Source organism: Paraburkholderia sprentiae WSM5005, assembly GCF_001865575.2.
Taxonomy (GTDB): domain Bacteria; phylum Pseudomonadota; class Gammaproteobacteria; order Burkholderiales; family Burkholderiaceae; genus Paraburkholderia; species Paraburkholderia sprentiae.
This window is the reverse complement of record NZ_CP017561.2, coordinates 796889-812051: the sequence shown is the minus strand read 5'-3', so window position 1 is coordinate 812051 and position 15163 is coordinate 796889. Positions and strand designations below refer to the sequence as shown.

Genomic DNA, 15163 nt, shown 5'->3' with positions numbered 1-15163 from the left:
CTGCGCCGTCGCGCCTCTTTTCTTTGGTGCAAACGATTGCGCGATCGCGCGAACTCAGTCAGGCGGCGGCTGCTCCTTGCTGCATCGCAAGCACCGGCTCTACCGCTTGCACGTAGTCGATCGCTTCGAGCGCCGCACCGATGGTCGGCACCGAGTGGCCGTCGCCGACCGAGGTCGAGCGATGCGGCGCCTCGACGCCGCAATGCGTTGGCGAGGTCGCGACGAAAATCATCACCGTGCGCTTTTGCAGTGCATGCGCGAGGTGCACGAAGCCCGTATCCGTACCGACCACCAGCGCGCACGCGTCGATCATCTGCGCGATTTCGGTCACGCTCATTTGCGCAAGCACGGTCGCGCCCGGCACCTGCGCGGCGATTTGCCCGGCTTCGGCACGCTCACCGTCCGAACCCCACGGCAGCAGCACACGAAAACCGCGCTCGCTCAACTCGCGCCCCACCGCCACCCAGTGCGTAAGCGGCCATTTTTTGTCGGCTTTCGAGGTGGCGTGAAAGAGCGCCGCGACAGGCCCGTCGTGCGTCGCAAACGGCTGCGTGACCGGTTCGGGTAGCTTCAGGTCGTGGATGGGCGGACCTTCCACTTCGTAGCCGAGCGCCTCACTGGCGCTGATACGCATACCGTGCCACGCGCTGCCTTGCGGACGCGGGCCGAAACGCCCGGTGTACGCGAACGCGGCGCCCCGCTCGCCCAGATCCTGCGACTGATAGCCGATGCGCCGCGACGAGCGCGCAAGGAAAGCGATGATCGCGCTCTTGTAGACGCCGTGGATATCGATGACGTAGTCGTAGCGATGCGCGCGCAGCTCGGCGATCGATGCCCAGATCGCCTTCAGGTCATTCCAGCGGCGCGCCTTCTTGAAGCGGCGCAGCGGCGCGCACAACACGCGATCGACGCCTTCGCTCCAACGCACGACTTCCGCAAATGCTTCGTCCGCCGCCCAATCCACCTTTACGCCAGGAAACGCGCGTTTGATATCGGCAACGACTGGCAGCGCCTGCACGATATCGCCTAGTGAAGTGACCTTGACGATAAGGATTCGCTTCATTGAGGTTAATTCGTTGTTCGAAGTTGAAACTATTCTAGCTGACGTTTTTACCGCTCCCCGCCAAATCGGCATCGCGCATGGTCTGGTTCTGAATACGGCGCGTTACAGCAAGGATAGGTGCCAGACAATCCACGCACTTCAATATTTCAAAAACGTTTCACGTCTTCTGGTCGGCCCCGCACGTTTTATACTTAGCCCTTTGCACGAATCCAATTCATGTCCCAGCCCTTCCTTTCCGGTTCTGCCGCCGTCATACGTCGCGCGAAACGCCTGTGGCGGCAATATGGCATTTTCTGGCTCGGTGCGATCGCCGTCGGTCTAATCGCGGTGCTCTATGCGCGTCTGATCGATTGGGGCTATGACGCGTTTCTCGGCGTCCGGCATCGGTATGCGTGGGCGCCGCTCCTGATCACACCAGCGATCGCCGCGCTCGCGGTCTGGCTCACGCGCAAGTTCTTTCGCGGCTCCGAGGGCAGCGGCATCCCGCAGGTGATCGCGACGCTGCACACCAGGCAGCGCGGGTATGGCACCCGGCTGCTGTCCCTGCGGATTCTGCTCGGCAAGATCGGCGTCTCGTTTCTCGCGATTCTCGGCGGCTTCACGATCGGCCGGGAAGGACCGACCGTGCAGGTCGGCGCCGCGCTGATGTTCAATTTGCGGCGGTTTTATCCGCGCTCCAATGCGCAGATCGAACGGCAGCTCGCATTGGCAGGCGCGGCGGCGGGTTTGTCGGCGGCGTTCAATACACCGCTTGCGGGTGTCGTGTTCGCGATCGAAGAATTGACGCGCAGCTTCGAGGCTCGCACGAGCGGCGTGCTGATCACGGCGATCATCATCGCTGGTGTGGTCGCGCTTGGCCTGAACGGCAACTACACGTATTTCGGCACGATCCAGATCGGCGCGCATTTCCCAGACGTGCTCGCCGTCGCGGTGCTGATCACGGCGATCGTCACCGGCATCGCGGGCGGCATATTCGGCTGGCTGCTGCTCAATACCGCGCTTTGGATTCCGGCGCCGCTGCGTCAGTTGCATGGCGAGCGGCCGGTCGCGTTCGCCGCGCTGTGCGGCTTCGCGATCGCGGTGGTCGGCGTGATCTCGGGTGGCACGACGTTCGGCAGCGGCTATACGGAAGCCCGCGGCCTGCTCGAGGGACACGAGCAGTTGTCGGTGTTCTATCCGTTCCTGAAGATGATCGCGATGGTCGGCTCGTACCTGCCCGGCATTCCGGGTGGTATCTTCGCGCCGTCGCTGTCGATCGGCGCAGGCTTCGGCAATTTGCTGCACATGGTGTTCGGTTCGATGCAGTTGCCGATGCTGATCGCGCTCGCGATGGTCGGCTATCTGGCCGCGGTCACGCAGTCGCCGATCACGTCGTTCGTGATCGTGATGGAGATGATCGACGGCCACGCGCTGGTGATTTCGCTGATGGCCACCGCGTTGATCGCGAGCCGCGTGTCGCGTCTGTTCGCGCCGCCGCTCTATGAGTCGCTCGCCGGGCGCTACCTGGCGCCGCTGCCGCAGCCCGCGCCCGCGCCGGTGCCGGAAGTGCCCGAGGTCGAGGCGCCGGAAGTGGAAGCGGCAAACGTCGCCGACGAACCGCCCGCCGACGATAGCGCAGACGGTACCGCGACGGATACCTCCGAGTCGCCGCGTCGGTAGACGACTCGCAAGTCACAGGCGCGCGGCCGTCGGCGCCTGTGTCACGCCGACGTCAAGCCCGATGTACCGGCTCCCAGCGATAGTTCGGGCCATGCTCGGCAGAGTAGGAGCGGTCCATCCGAAGCTCAGGCCTGAGGTATTTCGATCTTGACTTCGAGCACCTCGAGATCGTCCTGACGCTCGAGACTCACGCGTATGTCGTCATCGGAAATCTTCACGTACTTCGAGATCACGGCCACCAGTTCGCGTTGCAACGCAGGCAGATAATCGGCGGGCGCATGGCCGCCGGCGCGCTCGTGCGCGATGATCAACTGCAGGCGTTCCTTCGCTACCGACGCGGACTTCTTTTTCTCGCCCAGCAAAAACGAAAGAATCGACATGACGTGCGCTCCCCTTACTTGGTGCCGAAGAGGCGCTGCAGCAGCCCGGGCTTCTGGTAATCGACAAAGCGAAGCGATTTCTGCTCGCCGAGGAAACGCGATACGACGTCCTTATAGGCTTCGGCGACATCGGTGCCGTCCAGGTGCACGGCCGGCAGACCCTGGTTCGACGCGTGCAGCACCGCTTCCGATTCCGGAATCACGCCGATCAGATCGATGCGCAGAATTTCCTGGATGTCGGTCAGCGACAGCATCTCGCCTTCGCTGACGCGCTTCGGGTTGTAGCGGGTAATCAGCAGATGCTCCTTGATCGGCTCCTTGCCCTCGATCGCGCGCTTGGTCTTCGACGACAGGATGCCGAGAATGCGATCGGAGTCGCGCACCGACGACACTTCCGGGTTCGTCACGATCAGCGCTTCGTCGGCGAAGTGCATCGCAAGCAGCGCGCCCGACTCGATACCGGCCGGCGAATCGCACACGATGTATGTGAAGTCCATCGCGATCAGATCGTTGATGACCTTCTCGACGCCTTCCATCGTCAGCGCGTCTTTATCGCGCGTCTGCGAGGCCGGCAGGATGAACAGGTTCTCGCATTTCTTGTCTTTGATCAGCGCCTGATTCAGATTCGCTTCGCCCTGGATCACGTTGATCAGGTCGTACACGACGCGGCGCTCGCAGCCCATGATGAGGTCGAGGTTACGCAGACCGACGTCGAAGTCGATCACGGCGGTCTTGCTGCCGCGCAGTGCGAGGGCCGACGCAAAGCTCGCGCTCGTGGTCGTCTTGCCCACGCCACCCTTGCCCGAAGTCACCACAATGATTTTTGCCATTACCCTTACCTTGTGTTCGTCAAATGCGTCAATTGATGCACGGCCCGCGTCGCCGTGAAATGCCACGTGCCGCAATCATTCGGGGCAGCGCGCGGTTCCCGGCGCTTTACGTGAGCCGCAGCGGTTCGATCATCAGTTTTTCTTCGTCGAGCCAGATCTGCACCGGCTTGCCGAGCACGTCGGCCGGCAGAGGGTTCTCGGTCGTTCGATAGATACCCGCGATCGAGATCAGTTCCGGTTCGAGACAGGTGCAGAAGATGCGCGCGTCGTGATTGCCCTGCACGCCGGCCAATGCCCGGCCGCGCAGCGGCGCGTAAATATGGATGTTGCCTTCCGCGATCACCTCGGCGCCATAGCTGACGAGACCGAGCACGACCAGATCGCCTTTTGCGTAGATACGCTGGCCGGAGCGCAGCGGCTTGTCGACGACCATTGTTTGCGGCGACGTGGCGAGGCGCACCGGCTCGGCGGCGGGCGTGGGTTCGACGGCGGCCGCGGCGACCGCCGTGCTCGTCGCCTCGCTTGTGCCCGCGCTTGCCTCGGTGGCCAGTGGCGCGCTTGCCGCCGTCGCCGTGCTGTCGTCATCGGCCTGCTTCGCCGGCGTACCGCGGCGGTCACGCGCTTCGAGCAGCGGCAATCCCGACTCCGTCGCCCATCCCTGCTCCGCATTCGCCACCACACCGACCGGACGCATGCGCACACTGTCGAGCAGTTGCGCGATGTCGGCGAGCGGCACGCGCTCGTTGCCGGCGAGACGCCGCAGGTCGATCGCGACGACGTCGTTAGCGAAGAATTCGGGGGTCGCCTCGAAGCGTCGCGTCAGCTCGGCACGCATCGCATCGAGGTCGGTCGTCTTGACCACGAACATGAGCGTGTCGACGGAGCCGCTGCGCAGTTCGAAAAAGGGCGATTTCTTGGGCGACATAGCGTTCGGCAAAAAATTTTGCGTATTTTACAGGCGTACACGCGCGCGGCCACTATTTTTCCCGGGAGAATCGGTGCTCGCGCGCGCGGGCGCAATGCGTTTCGTCGATGCGATCGACGCGCGACGGTGCGAATGAAATACAAGCGGGAAAAAGACCGCGATGAAGGGGACGGCGAAGAGGAGCGGCGCGCGCGACGCGCCGCTTGCGCGATCACTGCGCGAACACCTGTGAGGTGGTTGGCACGTACCGCACCAGCAGACTTTCGACCTGTTCGGGCGCGCGCTCGACGCGCCGGTGCTCGCCGGTCGGGCCAAAGCCGAGCGCCTCGTAAAAGCGCATCGCATTGCGGTTCGCGTCGGCGACCCATGCGTAGACTTCCGTGGCGCCCGCATTCGCGAGCCAGCTGCTCGCGGTATCGACGAGCAACTCGCCGCCGCGCAGATGACGCACGGCGGGCGCCACCCATAATTCGCAGACGAACGCGCGGCGCGCCGCGGTGTCGTCGAAATGCGCCTCGATCAGCCCGGCAGGATGGCCTTCGGTGTAAAGGAGGAACGTGCCGACGGACTGCGAAACCGCGTGATCCGCCGCGGTTGTGTCGAAACTGGCGGCATCGGCCGACAACGCGTCCTCGAGCGTCGCGCCGAAGGCATACGGCGCCTCCCGCAGCGAGGCGGTGCGGAGTTCGCGAAAAACGGCGCCCTGATCAGCGGTGATGCGGCGAACGGTCAATGACGGACTCATGCAGACGAAAACCCCTGGAAACCCTAACGCATAGCTTTAACCGAACCGGCCGGCGAGTCAATTTATTCTTGCCCGCAATATGCGGTATCGCTCAAGGCGCCTCGTAGGCGCCGGCGCCGTCCGGCCACGGCGTCAGCAGTTCATAGCCGTCGTCGGTCACGGCGACCATGTGCTCCCATTGCGCCGACAGCGAGCGGTCCTTCGTGATCACGGTCCAGCCGTCGCGCTGCACCGACGTGCCGGCGCGGCCCGCGTTGATCATCGGCTCGATCGTGAAGACCATGCCCGGCTTCAGGCGCACGCCCTGCCCCGGCTGGCCGTAGTGCAGCACCTGCGGGTCCTCGTGATAGACCTTGCCGATGCCGTGCCCGCAGTAGTCGCGCACGATCGAGAAGCCCTCGCGCTGCGCCACCTTCTGGATCGCGTGGCCGACGTCGCCGAGCGTCGCGCCCGGCTTCACCTCGCGGATTCCGGCCACCATCGCCTCGTAGGTCGTGTCGATCAGCGCACGTGCGACCGTGCTCGGCTGGCCGACGCAGTACATGCGGCTCGTGTCGCCGAAATAGCCGTCCTTGATGATCGCGACATCGATGTTGATGATGTCGCCGTCCTTCAGGATCTCGCTTCGATTCGGGATGCCGTGACATACGACATGGTTGACCGACGTGCAGACGGTCTTGGGAAAGCCCAGATAGCCGACGTTGGCCGGAATCGCTTTCTGCGTGTGGACGATGTAGTCGTTGCACAACGCGTCGAGGTCGTCGGTGGAGACGCCTGCCTTGACGTGCTCGCCGATCATTGCCAGCACATTGGCCGCGAGGCGGCCCGCAATGCGCAGCTTCGCGATATCGTCGGAGGTCTTGTAGGTAATGGCCATGAAGTCGGTCGATGTAAGTCGCGGGGTCAAGCGCGAGATGACCCGCCGCGCCTGAAGGCCCGGCGGCCCGCAACCGCCGTTCGATTGGGCGATTTCGGGCAATTGTACAGAGGATCGCCCATCGACCCCGCGGAAACCGGCTGAAGCGGTGCACGGTAGGTGGCGCTGTCGGGCTTGCTGTCGCGCGCGCGCGAATTTCGGTGACGCGTTTTTGCGCGGCAGGCTGGCGGGCCTGCACGCTCGCAGGGACTTACGGCTAAGGAATTCGAAGGGTCATCGCGCCGAGTACGTCAATCGTTCAGCTTTCCAAACTAAATTTCAGGCGTCGAAATGGGGCTCGGCCGGGGCGGTGCGCGAGATCCGCGCGCTGATCGCGGACCGGGCGCGGGCATTGAGGGAAGTGATCGAAAGGTTTCGGGCGGGATGCGGCGCCCGCCCCCTCGACTCGATACGCTGAGAGAAGGATTGGGCGCCGCCGTCAGGCTCGGCGATGTGCCGCTCTCGACACCGGCAGCATCGACTACGGACGGATGGAACGGCTTACGTCGGCATCCGCGGCCTAGTTGTCCGGATGGGCGGCCGTGAAGCTTTGGAACGCACTGTACGACGGATTCAACGGCGTGCCGTTCATCATGATGCCGAAGGTCTGGTCCCCGCTGTCGAGCACGTAATACATGACCCCCTGGATATTGTGCGTCTTGCGGTTCTGATAGAACTCGCCGAGCTTCGTCGTGATGTAGTTCCCACGATAGGACTCGTTTTTCTCTGGTCCGGTGTTCCACTCGGTGATGATGAACGGCACGCCATACCGGGCGTTGCAATAGATCGGCAGATCGAAGCCTGGTTGCGCGCCGTCCGCACCGAGGGAGAACACATCGCCATACACCTCGTAGTTGTGCCACGTGGTGATGTCCCAGCGCACGGTCGGGTGACCGCCGCTGCCATCCGGCTGATTACCGTCCCACAGCGCGTCCGCCGCGCCGACATCGTTCACGCAGAAATTGATGCCGCACTTCGCGTTCGACTGAACCGCTTTCACGCCGTCGATCATCCCGCGCATCACGCCGCGCATTACCGGCCAGTTCGCGTTGTTGAAGTCCGCTGCCTTCGTGCCCGCGACGTTGAAGTCGAGCACGGTGGCGTTCTGGCGCGTCAGTTCGTTGCCGCATTCGTAAATGGTCACGCCATACGGCTTCAGTGCGTTCGCGACCGACTGGGCTACCGCGTAACCCTGGCTGTAAGCGGCGTTCTCGCCAGCGAACAGGTTGCCGTTGGAGTCGTAGACGCCCTGGTTGATCAGCACGACCAACGTCATGCCCGCCGCCTGGAAAGCCTGTGCGAGCCCGATCGCCGCGTTCAACTGGTTCGAACCGCTGGTGACGCCGACGCGATAGCTCGTGCAGCCCATGCCCTTCAGAATAGAGACGATCTGCTGGGGCGTGTACGTGTAGTCGAAGTGGCCGTTCATGCCATAGAACATGCCGGTCGGCGGTGCAATCACGTTGCGCGGATCGTTGCAATTCAGCCATAGGTTAGGGACGTCCGCAGTGACGTAGAAGTTGCCCCCCGTGCCGCAATGCCAGATCTTGCCGCCGTAGAACAACACGAGCGACACGTTGTACGTGGTGCCGAACGTCGCGCCGTTGCGATAGATGACGCCGTTGGAGAGCGTCCACTTCGCGCCGAACTGATCAATGATGTACGGCGAAGCAGGCAGTGAAGTGCCGTCGGCCGACATGTTCGATACGCTCGCCTTCGCGACCGGCGTTGTATTGCCCGTGGTGCCGGAGGCACCGGATGCTGCGGCAGCGCCGGAAGCACCGGTCGCAGCGGCAGCCTTGCCGCTCGCGTTCGAGGAGCTACTGCCCCCGCCACATGCGGTCAAAAGATAACTTGCGCTCAGGGCCGTCAGGCCCCCAATGAATTGACGTCGTTTTATCATGCGGACTAATTCCAAATGTCGGGAAAATTCCCGATAAAAAGACCAAAAAGGATTTCTCTGCGATTCGGACGGACGATAATAAGGACGCGATGCAAAAAGATTTGCAGTCCTTAAAAACAACTGTCCCGAGGTGCCTTGAACGCACGTTTGTGATGTCCGATTGAACCGATGCTCGCGAAGGCGCTTCTCGCGGTGGTCCAGATTGACAGGGCCGGGTGCGTGTCGGATCGCGGCTGTTTGCTCCGCGAACGTTTTACCGATTGCTGCCGCAGCTGTCGATTAAAGGAAAATTCTTCCCGTAAAAGCTGCAGACGGCGTAAATCGTACCCTGAACGAATGACCGAGCCCAGCCAAAAATCGTATTTTTTTGTAAAAAAGGGCAGATTTTGCCGAGATCCGTGGGGTCCGCGAAGATTCGCACTTTCAGAAGACAATTACGGGGCGGGTCGCCCAAGAAATTGCGCACTTCGACCCCTAATAGCGCGCGCGAGCCAAGCCCGAATATGTCCCGGCTGTGAATGCGGGGACAGTGCAGTAAGCGGCGCCTAAGGTATTTGTATGGAAAGGCGAATGGAAACGCCTGCGTGAAACAAATGGCTCGTGATCGAATAATGAAACAGTAAATTTCGCCAATAGAAATGATGCCCGAATAAATTCGAATTGCTTTGGCAAAGAGATTTGGATAACGCAAAGCAAAAGCCCCTTGATTTCGGTGAAATCAAGGGGCTTTCAGAATTTGGCGGAAAGGGTGAGATTCGAACTCACGGTACCCCTAAAGGTACACTGGATTTCGAGTCCAGCGCATTCGACCACTCTGCCACCTTTCCGGGGTATCCCAACTTGCTGCTGCTTCGTCGGATCCAAGCGGGTCGTTGCTTGGGAGAACAAGATTATAGAACAGCTCGAATTAGTTTTCCAAGCCCCTCTTCCAAAAAACTTCCCGAATTTTTCGCGGAAACTGGACGCCCGCCGCGGCACCGTCAGACACGCGACGATATCGCGCCTACGCGCATGTCAGCGACGCTCAGGTCGCCGGCATCTCGAGCCGCTCCACGCCGCCGAGGTAAGGCCGCAGTGCGGCGGGCACCGTCACCGAGCCATCCGCGTTCTGGAAGTTCTCGAGCACCGCGACGAGCGTGCGGCCCACCGCGAGACCCGAGCCGTTCAGCGTATGCACGAGCTCCGGCTTGCCCTGCGCGTTGCGGAAACGCGCATGCATGCGTCGCGCCTGGAACGACTCCGTATTCGAGCAGCTCGAAATCTCGCGATACGTGTTCTGAGCGGGCAGCCACACTTCAAGGTCGTAGGTCTTCGCGGCGGAGAAGCCCATGTCGCCGGTGCACAGTGTGATCACCCGATACGGCAGTTCGAGCTTCTGCAGGATCGCCTCGGCATGGCCGACCATCTGCTCGAGCGCATCGTACGACGCGTCCGGCGCAACGATCTGGACCATCTCGACCTTGTCGAACTGATGCTGGCGGATCATGCCGCGCGTGTCGCGACCATATGAGCCCGCTTCCGAACGGAAGCACGGGGAATGCGCGGTCAGCTTGATCGGCAGCGCGTCCGCTTCGACGATGCTGTCCCGCACCGTGTTCGTCAGCGAAATTTCCGAGGTCGAGATCAGGTACTGCGTGACCGTGTTTTCACCGCCGCCCTTCTCGACGCGGAACATGTCGTCCGCGAATTTCGGCAGCTGGCCGGTGCCGTACAGGATGTCCGGATTGACGATGTATGGCGTGTACATCTCGGTATAGCCATGCTGCTGCGTGTGCGTGTCGATCATGAACTGAGCGAGCGCGCGATGCAGCCGCGCAATCTGGCCGCGCAGCACCGTGAAACGCGCGCCCGACAGCTTCGCGCCGGTCTCGAAGTCGAGGCCGAGCGGCGTGCCGACGTCGACGTGGTCCTTGACCTGGAAGTCGAACTGGCGCGGCGTGCCCCAGCGACGCACTTCGACATTGCCGGCTTCGTCGTTGCCGACCGGCACGCTTTCGTGCGCGAGGTTCGGCACGCCGAGCAGCAGATCCGACAGACGCTGCTGGATCTCTTCGAGCTTGCCCGCCGACGCCTTCATCTCGTCGCCAATGCCGCCGACTTCCGCCATCACCGCCGACGTGTCTTCGCCGCGCCCTTTCATCGCGCCGATCTGCTTGGACAGGCTGTTGCGGCGCGCCTGCAGTTCTTCGGTACGGGTCTGGGTATCGCGGCGTTCCGCTTCGAGCGCGGTAAAAGCCGCGACGTCGAGGGTATAGCCGCGGTCGGCGAGGCGTTTCGCGACGCCGTCGAGGTCTTTGCGCAGCAACTGGATGTCGAGCATGGGATGGGACGGATCTTCGTTGTATGAAAACGCGATTTTAGCGCACCGGCCAAGCCGAAACGCCTCAAGCCTTCTTCGGTTTGTTCTCGGCGCGCCATCGTGCATCGAGCTGCGCAAGGCGCTCGAGCTTTTCGCCGATTTTGCCTTCGAGACCACGTGGCGTCGGCTCGTACCAATGCGGCTCGCGCACGCCGTCCGGCAGATAGGTCTCGCCGGCCGCGTACGCGTCGGGTTCGTCGTGCGCGTAACGGTAATCATGGCCGTAGCCGAGTTCCTTCATCAGCTTCGTCGGCGCGTTGCGCAGATGCACCGGCACCGCGCGCGACTGGTCCTTGCCGACGAAGCGCCGCGCCTCGTTGTATGCGGTGTACCCGGCGTTCGATTTGGGCGCGACCGCCAGATAGATGATCGCCTGCGCGAGCGCGAGTTCGCCTTCGGGCGAGCCCAGACGCTCGTAGGTTTCCGCGGCGTCGAGCGTGATGCGCGCGGCGCGCGGGTCGGCGAGGCCGATGTCTTCCCACGCCATACGCACGATGCGGCGCGCGAGGTAGCGCGGGTCCGCGCCGCCGTCGAGCATGCGGCACAACCAGTACAGCGCGCCGTCCGGATTGCTGCCGCGCACCGATTTATGCAGCGCGCTGATCTGGTCGTAGAATGCGTCGCCGCCCTTGTCGAAGCGGCGCAGATTTTCCGCGAGCGCGCTGCCTAGTAACGCGCCGTCGATTTCAGTGGTCTTCTGCTGAGCGGCCGCGCGCGCGACGATCTCGAGGTTGTTCAGTAGCTTGCGGCCGTCGCCGTCGGCGGAGCCGATCAGCGCGGCGCGCGCTTCGTCGGTGAACGTCAGGCCGCCGAGCTCCTTCTGCGCGCGCTCCAGCAGCTCGCGCTGTTCGTCGTCAGTCAGGCTCTTCAGCACGTAGACCGCGGCGCGTGAGAGCAACGCGCTATTGACCTCGAACGACGGATTCTCGGTCGTCGCGCCGACGAACACGAACAGGCCCGACTCGACGTGCGGCAAGAACGCGTCTTGCTGGCTCTTGTTGAAGCGATGCACTTCGTCGACGAACACCAGCGTCTGATGGCCGTTCGCGCGATGGATCTGCGCGGTCTCGACCGCCTCGCGGATATCCTTCACGCCCGAGAGCACAGCGGACAACGCGATGAACTGCGCGTGGAACGCATCGGCCATCAGCCGCGCGAGCGTGGTCTTGCCGACGCCGGGCGGGCCCCACAGGATCATCGAATGGGCCTCGCCCGATTCGAACGCGACCCTGAGCGGCTTGTTCGGACCGAGCAGATGCGTCTGGCCGATCACGTCGTCGATATTGCGTGGCCGCAGGCGTTCGGCGAGCGGAACATTGGCACGGGTTTCTTCAAACATGACGTTTTGGGGATAATCTCGGCGTTCCGCTCGCGCGCCGCTGCAAGCGGCGCTTCGCGGGACAAGCGCAAAAGCCCGCGCACGGCCGCAAGCACAGGCACGAACGCGGGCAACGTCTTGCATTATGACAGTGACGGCGGCCGCGCGATGGCCGACCCCGCGCGCTGGCTGCACACGACGCACCGGCAGCGCAACAATTCACAGTAATGAAGCTCCACGGCACCACCAGAAGGAACCCAGATCAGATGGCTCAAGATTCTGTCACCGGCGACGCCGGCTCCACCTACGCGCCGCTCACGCCGGTGCCCGACGCGCGCCGCGCGTTCCGTACCGGCGATGCGTTCGCGCTGTGGTTCTCGCTCGGCATCGGCCTGCTCGTCGCCCAGGCGGGCGCTCTGCTGGTGCCGGGGCTGTCGCTGCCGCATGCGCTCATCGCGATCGTGCTCGGCAGCGTGATCGGCGTCGTGCTGCTCGCGCTCGCTGGCGTGATCGGCACCGACACCGGGCTCGCGGCCATGTCGTCGCTGCGTCCGACGCTCGGCGTGCGCGGCGCATCGGTGCCGGCCGTGTTGAACATGGTGCAACTGGTCGGCTGGGGCTCGTTCGAGGTGATCGTGATGCGCGACTCCGCCGACGCGCTCGCGAAACAGGCGTTCGGCCTGTCGATGCCGCTCGTCTGGACCGTGATCTTCGGCCTGCTAGCGACGCTGCTCGCGATCAGCGGTCCGCTGTCGTTCGTGCGGCGCTTTCTGCGCAAGTGGGGGATCTGGCTGCTGCTCGCGGGCGCCGCGTGGCTCACGTGGAACCTGCTCGCGCGCCACCATCTCGCGGACCTGATGCGTCGTCCCGCCACCGGCGACATGTCGTTCGGCGGCGCGGTCGATCTCGTGGTCGCGATGCCGCTGTCGTGGCTGCCACTGATCGCCGACTACACGCGCTTCGGCCGACGCGCCGGCGAGACGTTCCGCGGCACGCTGTACGGCTACGGCATCGCGAACATCTGGTTCTATGCGCTCGGCGCGGTCTATGGCCTCGCGGCCGGTGGCGGCGATGCGCTGCTGACCGGCGCGCTCGCGCAAGCGGGCGGCGGCTTCGCGCTGTTGCTGATCCTGATCGACGAAATCGACAATGCGTTCGCCGACATTCATTCGGCCGCGGTGTCGACCGGCACGTTCTGGACGCGCGCGAGCGTGCCGTTGCTGTCGGCCGCGTTCGGCGCGCTGTGCACGCTGATCGCGCTGCTCGTGCCGATGGCGAAGTACCAGAACTTCCTGCTGTTGATCGGCTCGGTGTTCGCGCCGCTATTCGGCGTCGTGCTGATGGATCACTTCATCGTGCGCAAGCGTCGCATCGACGCCGCGGTGCTCGCCGATGTGCGCGGCCGTTACGGTTTCTCGGGTGGCTGGCACCTGAGCGCGTTCGTCGCGTGGGCGATCGGCATCGCCTCGTACCAGGTGGTCAATCATTGGCTGCCGAATCTCGGTGCGACGCTGCCGTCGCTCGCGATCGGCGCGGTGTGCTACTACGTGTTGGTATCGGCCCGCAAGACCGCGTACGCCTGAGCGCGTCAGCCTGATGGCGTCGCACTGGCGGCAGCCTATTTTTTGCCGCTTTGCGCCGACGTGACTCGATCTCAGTTCACGCCGTCCGGTTTCACGCTTAACGCGTGAGCGATTTCATATTCCGCGAAAGTCACAGTAAAAGCGATATCTCGGTTCAGAGCGGCCGGTAACCGTTGCGGGTATTCACGACTCAAATAACGGATGGTTATGCCACATCCCAAGCCGTTATTGCCGTTCAAGCGCAACGGCTGGCACATCGGCGAAGCGTGCAAGCGCGCGATTGCCTTCCCGATGCGCTTCGGCCTCATCGATAAAGGTTTTTTCGCTATATGCAACGACCTTGAAACCACTCCCGGCCGACCGTGGAATCGTAATCCCCCAATGCCATCCGCCCTCCTGTTGGAACACATGCAGGGACGGCGACAAGCGCAAATCGTGCGAAGAAGACAATCTCATGACATGCCTCACCTTTCCAGACATTCGAAGCGACAATCAGCTTCGATCAGTTTAGGCGCTATTTTGTTGCGTCGCAGCAAAAAATAATTAGACACGCGCACCAAATATTGGGAATGCCCATGCGCGACGTCGGTCTTTCCAGTCTCGCACTAAATCCTTACATCTGCCGGTGCGACGATTTTCGTGTTCACCTCGCGCCGCGCAAAATGACAAAGCCGCGCTGGACAAGCGCGGCTTTGTGGGCTTTTTTGAAGGTGCCGCAGGTCAGCGCCGGCCACGCGATTTATCCGTTGATTACATCCGCGCCCTTTGGCACCGTGAACTTGAATGCATCTGACGGCAGTTGCGGATTTTTCTGAATGTTCGAGAACGTCAGCAGCGTCACGTTGCCGAACACGTCGTGCAGTTCCATCGCTTCGAGATTGCCGTCCTTGAAGCCGATGCCTACACGCTGGAACTGCGTGTCCTTCGCCTTCGGCGTCAGTTCGAGCCAGTCGATGCCGGCCTTCACGCCCGCGTCGCGCAGTGTGAAGTTCTTGTCCAGATCGTTGCTGCCGAACAGGATTGCCGCCGGGCTCGCGCCAAGCGCATTGCCGAGCGCGCGCACCGTGACCTGGTTCAGATCCTTGTCGTAGACGTAAAGCTTGTCGCCATCCGCCTGCAGCAATTGCGAATAAGGCTTCTCATATTGCCAGACGAACTTGCCGGGCCGCGCGAACATGAACGTGCCGCTCGACGTGCTCGGCTTGCCCGGGTTCGCGGTGGACAGCGCGCCGCTCGCGCCCTGCGCCTTGCTCGGCGCGCGCACTTCCTGCTGCACGAAGGTGCCGCGCGCCGAATGGACCTGCGAGACGAATGCCTTCAGTTGCTCTGTGCCGCTCGCGAACGCATGCGAAGCGACGAGCAGCGACGCACCGATCGCGACACTGCCAGCGGTGCGCGCGATCTTGCGCGCGAGCTGACCGAGGCGGCCCGCTTGATGCTCTCGGGCATCCTGCCGCGCGATTGCTTGCATAGTTTTTCTCC

14 protein-coding genes and 1 tRNA gene are annotated in these 15163 nt (G+C 62.9%); 4 read left to right on the top strand and 11 right to left on the bottom strand.

Annotated features, from left to right (window positions below; genetic code table 11):
• Positions 1–58: 58 nt before the first annotated feature.
• Positions 59–1063: a lipopolysaccharide heptosyltransferase I gene (gene waaC, locus BJG93_RS03805; protein ID WP_027197022.1), complete on the bottom strand. Its 1005-nt coding sequence runs from the start codon at positions 1061–1063 to the stop codon at positions 59–61.
• 216 nt (positions 1064–1279) lie between these two features.
• Between waaC and BJG93_RS03800 the strand changes: the two genes are divergently transcribed.
• Positions 1280–2722: a chloride channel protein gene (locus tag BJG93_RS03800; protein ID WP_027197021.1), complete on the top strand. Its 1443-nt coding sequence runs from the start codon at positions 1280–1282 to the stop codon at positions 2720–2722.
• Between the two features lie 125 nt (positions 2723–2847).
• Here BJG93_RS03800 and minE read toward each other — a convergent pair whose 3' ends face one another.
• From minE to BJG93_RS03755, 9 genes are all read right to left on the bottom strand, one after another.
• The gene (gene minE / locus BJG93_RS03795) at positions 2848–3102 is read right to left on the bottom strand and encodes a cell division topological specificity factor MinE (protein WP_008922443.1); all 255 of its coding nucleotides are present in this window, start codon (positions 3100–3102) and stop codon (positions 2848–2850) included.
• A gap of 14 nt (positions 3103–3116) precedes the next feature.
• Positions 3117–3932 (bottom strand): septum site-determining protein MinD, encoded by an 816-nt coding sequence (gene minD, locus BJG93_RS03790; protein WP_027197020.1) that lies wholly within the window; start codon positions 3930–3932, stop codon positions 3117–3119.
• Positions 3933–4038: 106 nt separating this feature from the next.
• Positions 4039–4857 (bottom strand): septum site-determining protein MinC, encoded by an 819-nt coding sequence (gene minC, locus BJG93_RS03785; protein WP_027197019.1) that lies wholly within the window; start codon positions 4855–4857, stop codon positions 4039–4041.
• A gap of 211 nt (positions 4858–5068) precedes the next feature.
• On the bottom strand, positions 5069–5602 hold the full coding sequence (locus tag BJG93_RS03780) for a GNAT family N-acetyltransferase (RefSeq protein WP_027197018.1): 534 nt from the start codon (positions 5600–5602) through the stop codon (positions 5069–5071).
• Between the two features lie 91 nt (positions 5603–5693).
• Positions 5694–6479, bottom strand: a complete 786-nt coding sequence (map, locus tag BJG93_RS03775) for a type I methionyl aminopeptidase (protein WP_027197017.1) — start codon at positions 6477–6479, stop codon at positions 5694–5696.
• Between the two features lie 559 nt (positions 6480–7038).
• Positions 7039–8421, bottom strand: a complete 1383-nt coding sequence (locus tag BJG93_RS03770) for a hypothetical protein (protein ID WP_027197016.1) — start codon at positions 8419–8421, stop codon at positions 7039–7041.
• Positions 8422–9158: 737 nt separating this feature from the next.
• Positions 9159–9248, bottom strand: a tRNA-Ser gene (locus tag BJG93_RS03765).
• 197 nt (positions 9249–9445) lie between these two features.
• Positions 9446–10741, bottom strand: a complete 1296-nt coding sequence (serS, locus tag BJG93_RS03760; protein WP_027197015.1) for a serine--tRNA ligase — start codon at positions 10739–10741, stop codon at positions 9446–9448.
• A gap of 64 nt (positions 10742–10805) precedes the next feature.
• The gene (locus BJG93_RS03755; protein WP_027197014.1) at positions 10806–12119 is read right to left on the bottom strand and encodes a replication-associated recombination protein A; all 1314 of its coding nucleotides are present in this window, start codon (positions 12117–12119) and stop codon (positions 10806–10808) included.
• Between BJG93_RS03755 and BJG93_RS03750 the strand changes: the two genes are divergently transcribed.
• The 3 genes from BJG93_RS03750 (at position 12036) to BJG93_RS36350 (ending at position 14224) form a co-directional block, all read left to right on the top strand.
• Entirely contained in the window at positions 12036–12326 is a 291-nt protein-coding gene (locus BJG93_RS03750) for a hypothetical protein (protein WP_162162788.1), read from the top strand. The genes BJG93_RS03755 and BJG93_RS03750 overlap by 84 nt on opposite strands.
• 38 nt (positions 12327–12364) lie before the next feature.
• Complete coding sequence (cytX, locus tag BJG93_RS03745) at positions 12365–13681, top strand: putative hydroxymethylpyrimidine transporter CytX (protein ID WP_027197012.1); 1317 nt, start codon at positions 12365–12367, stop codon at positions 13679–13681.
• 207 nt (positions 13682–13888) lie between these two features.
• Positions 13889–14224: a hypothetical protein gene (locus BJG93_RS36350; protein WP_154671809.1), complete on the top strand. Its 336-nt coding sequence runs from the start codon at positions 13889–13891 to the stop codon at positions 14222–14224.
• A 196-nt stretch (positions 14225–14420) separates the two neighbouring features.
• On the opposite strand, the gene lolA is transcribed toward BJG93_RS36350, so the two are convergent.
• Entirely contained in the window at positions 14421–15152 is a 732-nt protein-coding gene (lolA, locus tag BJG93_RS03735; RefSeq protein ID WP_027197011.1) for an outer membrane lipoprotein chaperone LolA, read from the bottom strand.
• Positions 15153–15163 lie beyond the last annotated feature (11 nt).

Bases quoted from the DNA above. Each gene is read 5' to 3' on its own strand.
- waaC (WP_027197022.1), bottom strand. From the start codon at position 1,063: ATGAAGCGAATCCTTATCGTCAAGGTCACTTCACTAGGCGATATCGTG.
- BJG93_RS03800 (WP_027197021.1), top strand. From the start codon at position 1,280: ATGTCCCAGCCCTTCCTTTCCGGTTCTGCCGCCGTCATACGTCGCGCG.
- minE (WP_008922443.1), bottom strand. From the start codon at position 3,102: ATGTCGATTCTTTCGTTTTTGCTGGGCGAGAAAAAGAAGTCCGCGTCG.
- minD (WP_027197020.1), bottom strand. From the start codon at position 3,932: ATGGCAAAAATCATTGTGGTGACTTCGGGCAAGGGTGGCGTGGGCAAG.
- minC (WP_027197019.1), bottom strand. From the start codon at position 4,857: ATGTCGCCCAAGAAATCGCCCTTTTTCGAACTGCGCAGCGGCTCCGTC.
- BJG93_RS03780 (WP_027197018.1), bottom strand. From the start codon at position 5,602: ATGAGTCCGTCATTGACCGTTCGCCGCATCACCGCTGATCAGGGCGCC.
- map (WP_027197017.1), bottom strand. From the start codon at position 6,479: ATGGCCATTACCTACAAGACCTCCGACGATATCGCGAAGCTGCGCATT.
- BJG93_RS03770 (WP_027197016.1), bottom strand. From the start codon at position 8,421: ATGATAAAACGACGTCAATTCATTGGGGGCCTGACGGCCCTGAGCGCA.
- serS (WP_027197015.1), bottom strand. From the start codon at position 10,741: ATGCTCGACATCCAGTTGCTGCGCAAAGACCTCGACGGCGTCGCGAAA.
- BJG93_RS03750 (WP_162162788.1), top strand. From the start codon at position 12,036: ATGCGTCTGGCCGATCACGTCGTCGATATTGCGTGGCCGCAGGCGTTC.
- BJG93_RS03755 (WP_027197014.1), bottom strand. From the start codon at position 12,119: ATGTTTGAAGAAACCCGTGCCAATGTTCCGCTCGCCGAACGCCTGCGG.
- cytX (WP_027197012.1), top strand. From the start codon at position 12,365: ATGGCTCAAGATTCTGTCACCGGCGACGCCGGCTCCACCTACGCGCCG.
- BJG93_RS36350 (WP_154671809.1), top strand. From the start codon at position 13,889: ATGCCACATCCCAAGCCGTTATTGCCGTTCAAGCGCAACGGCTGGCAC.
- lolA (WP_027197011.1), bottom strand. From the start codon at position 15,152: ATGCAAGCAATCGCGCGGCAGGATGCCCGAGAGCATCAAGCGGGCCGC.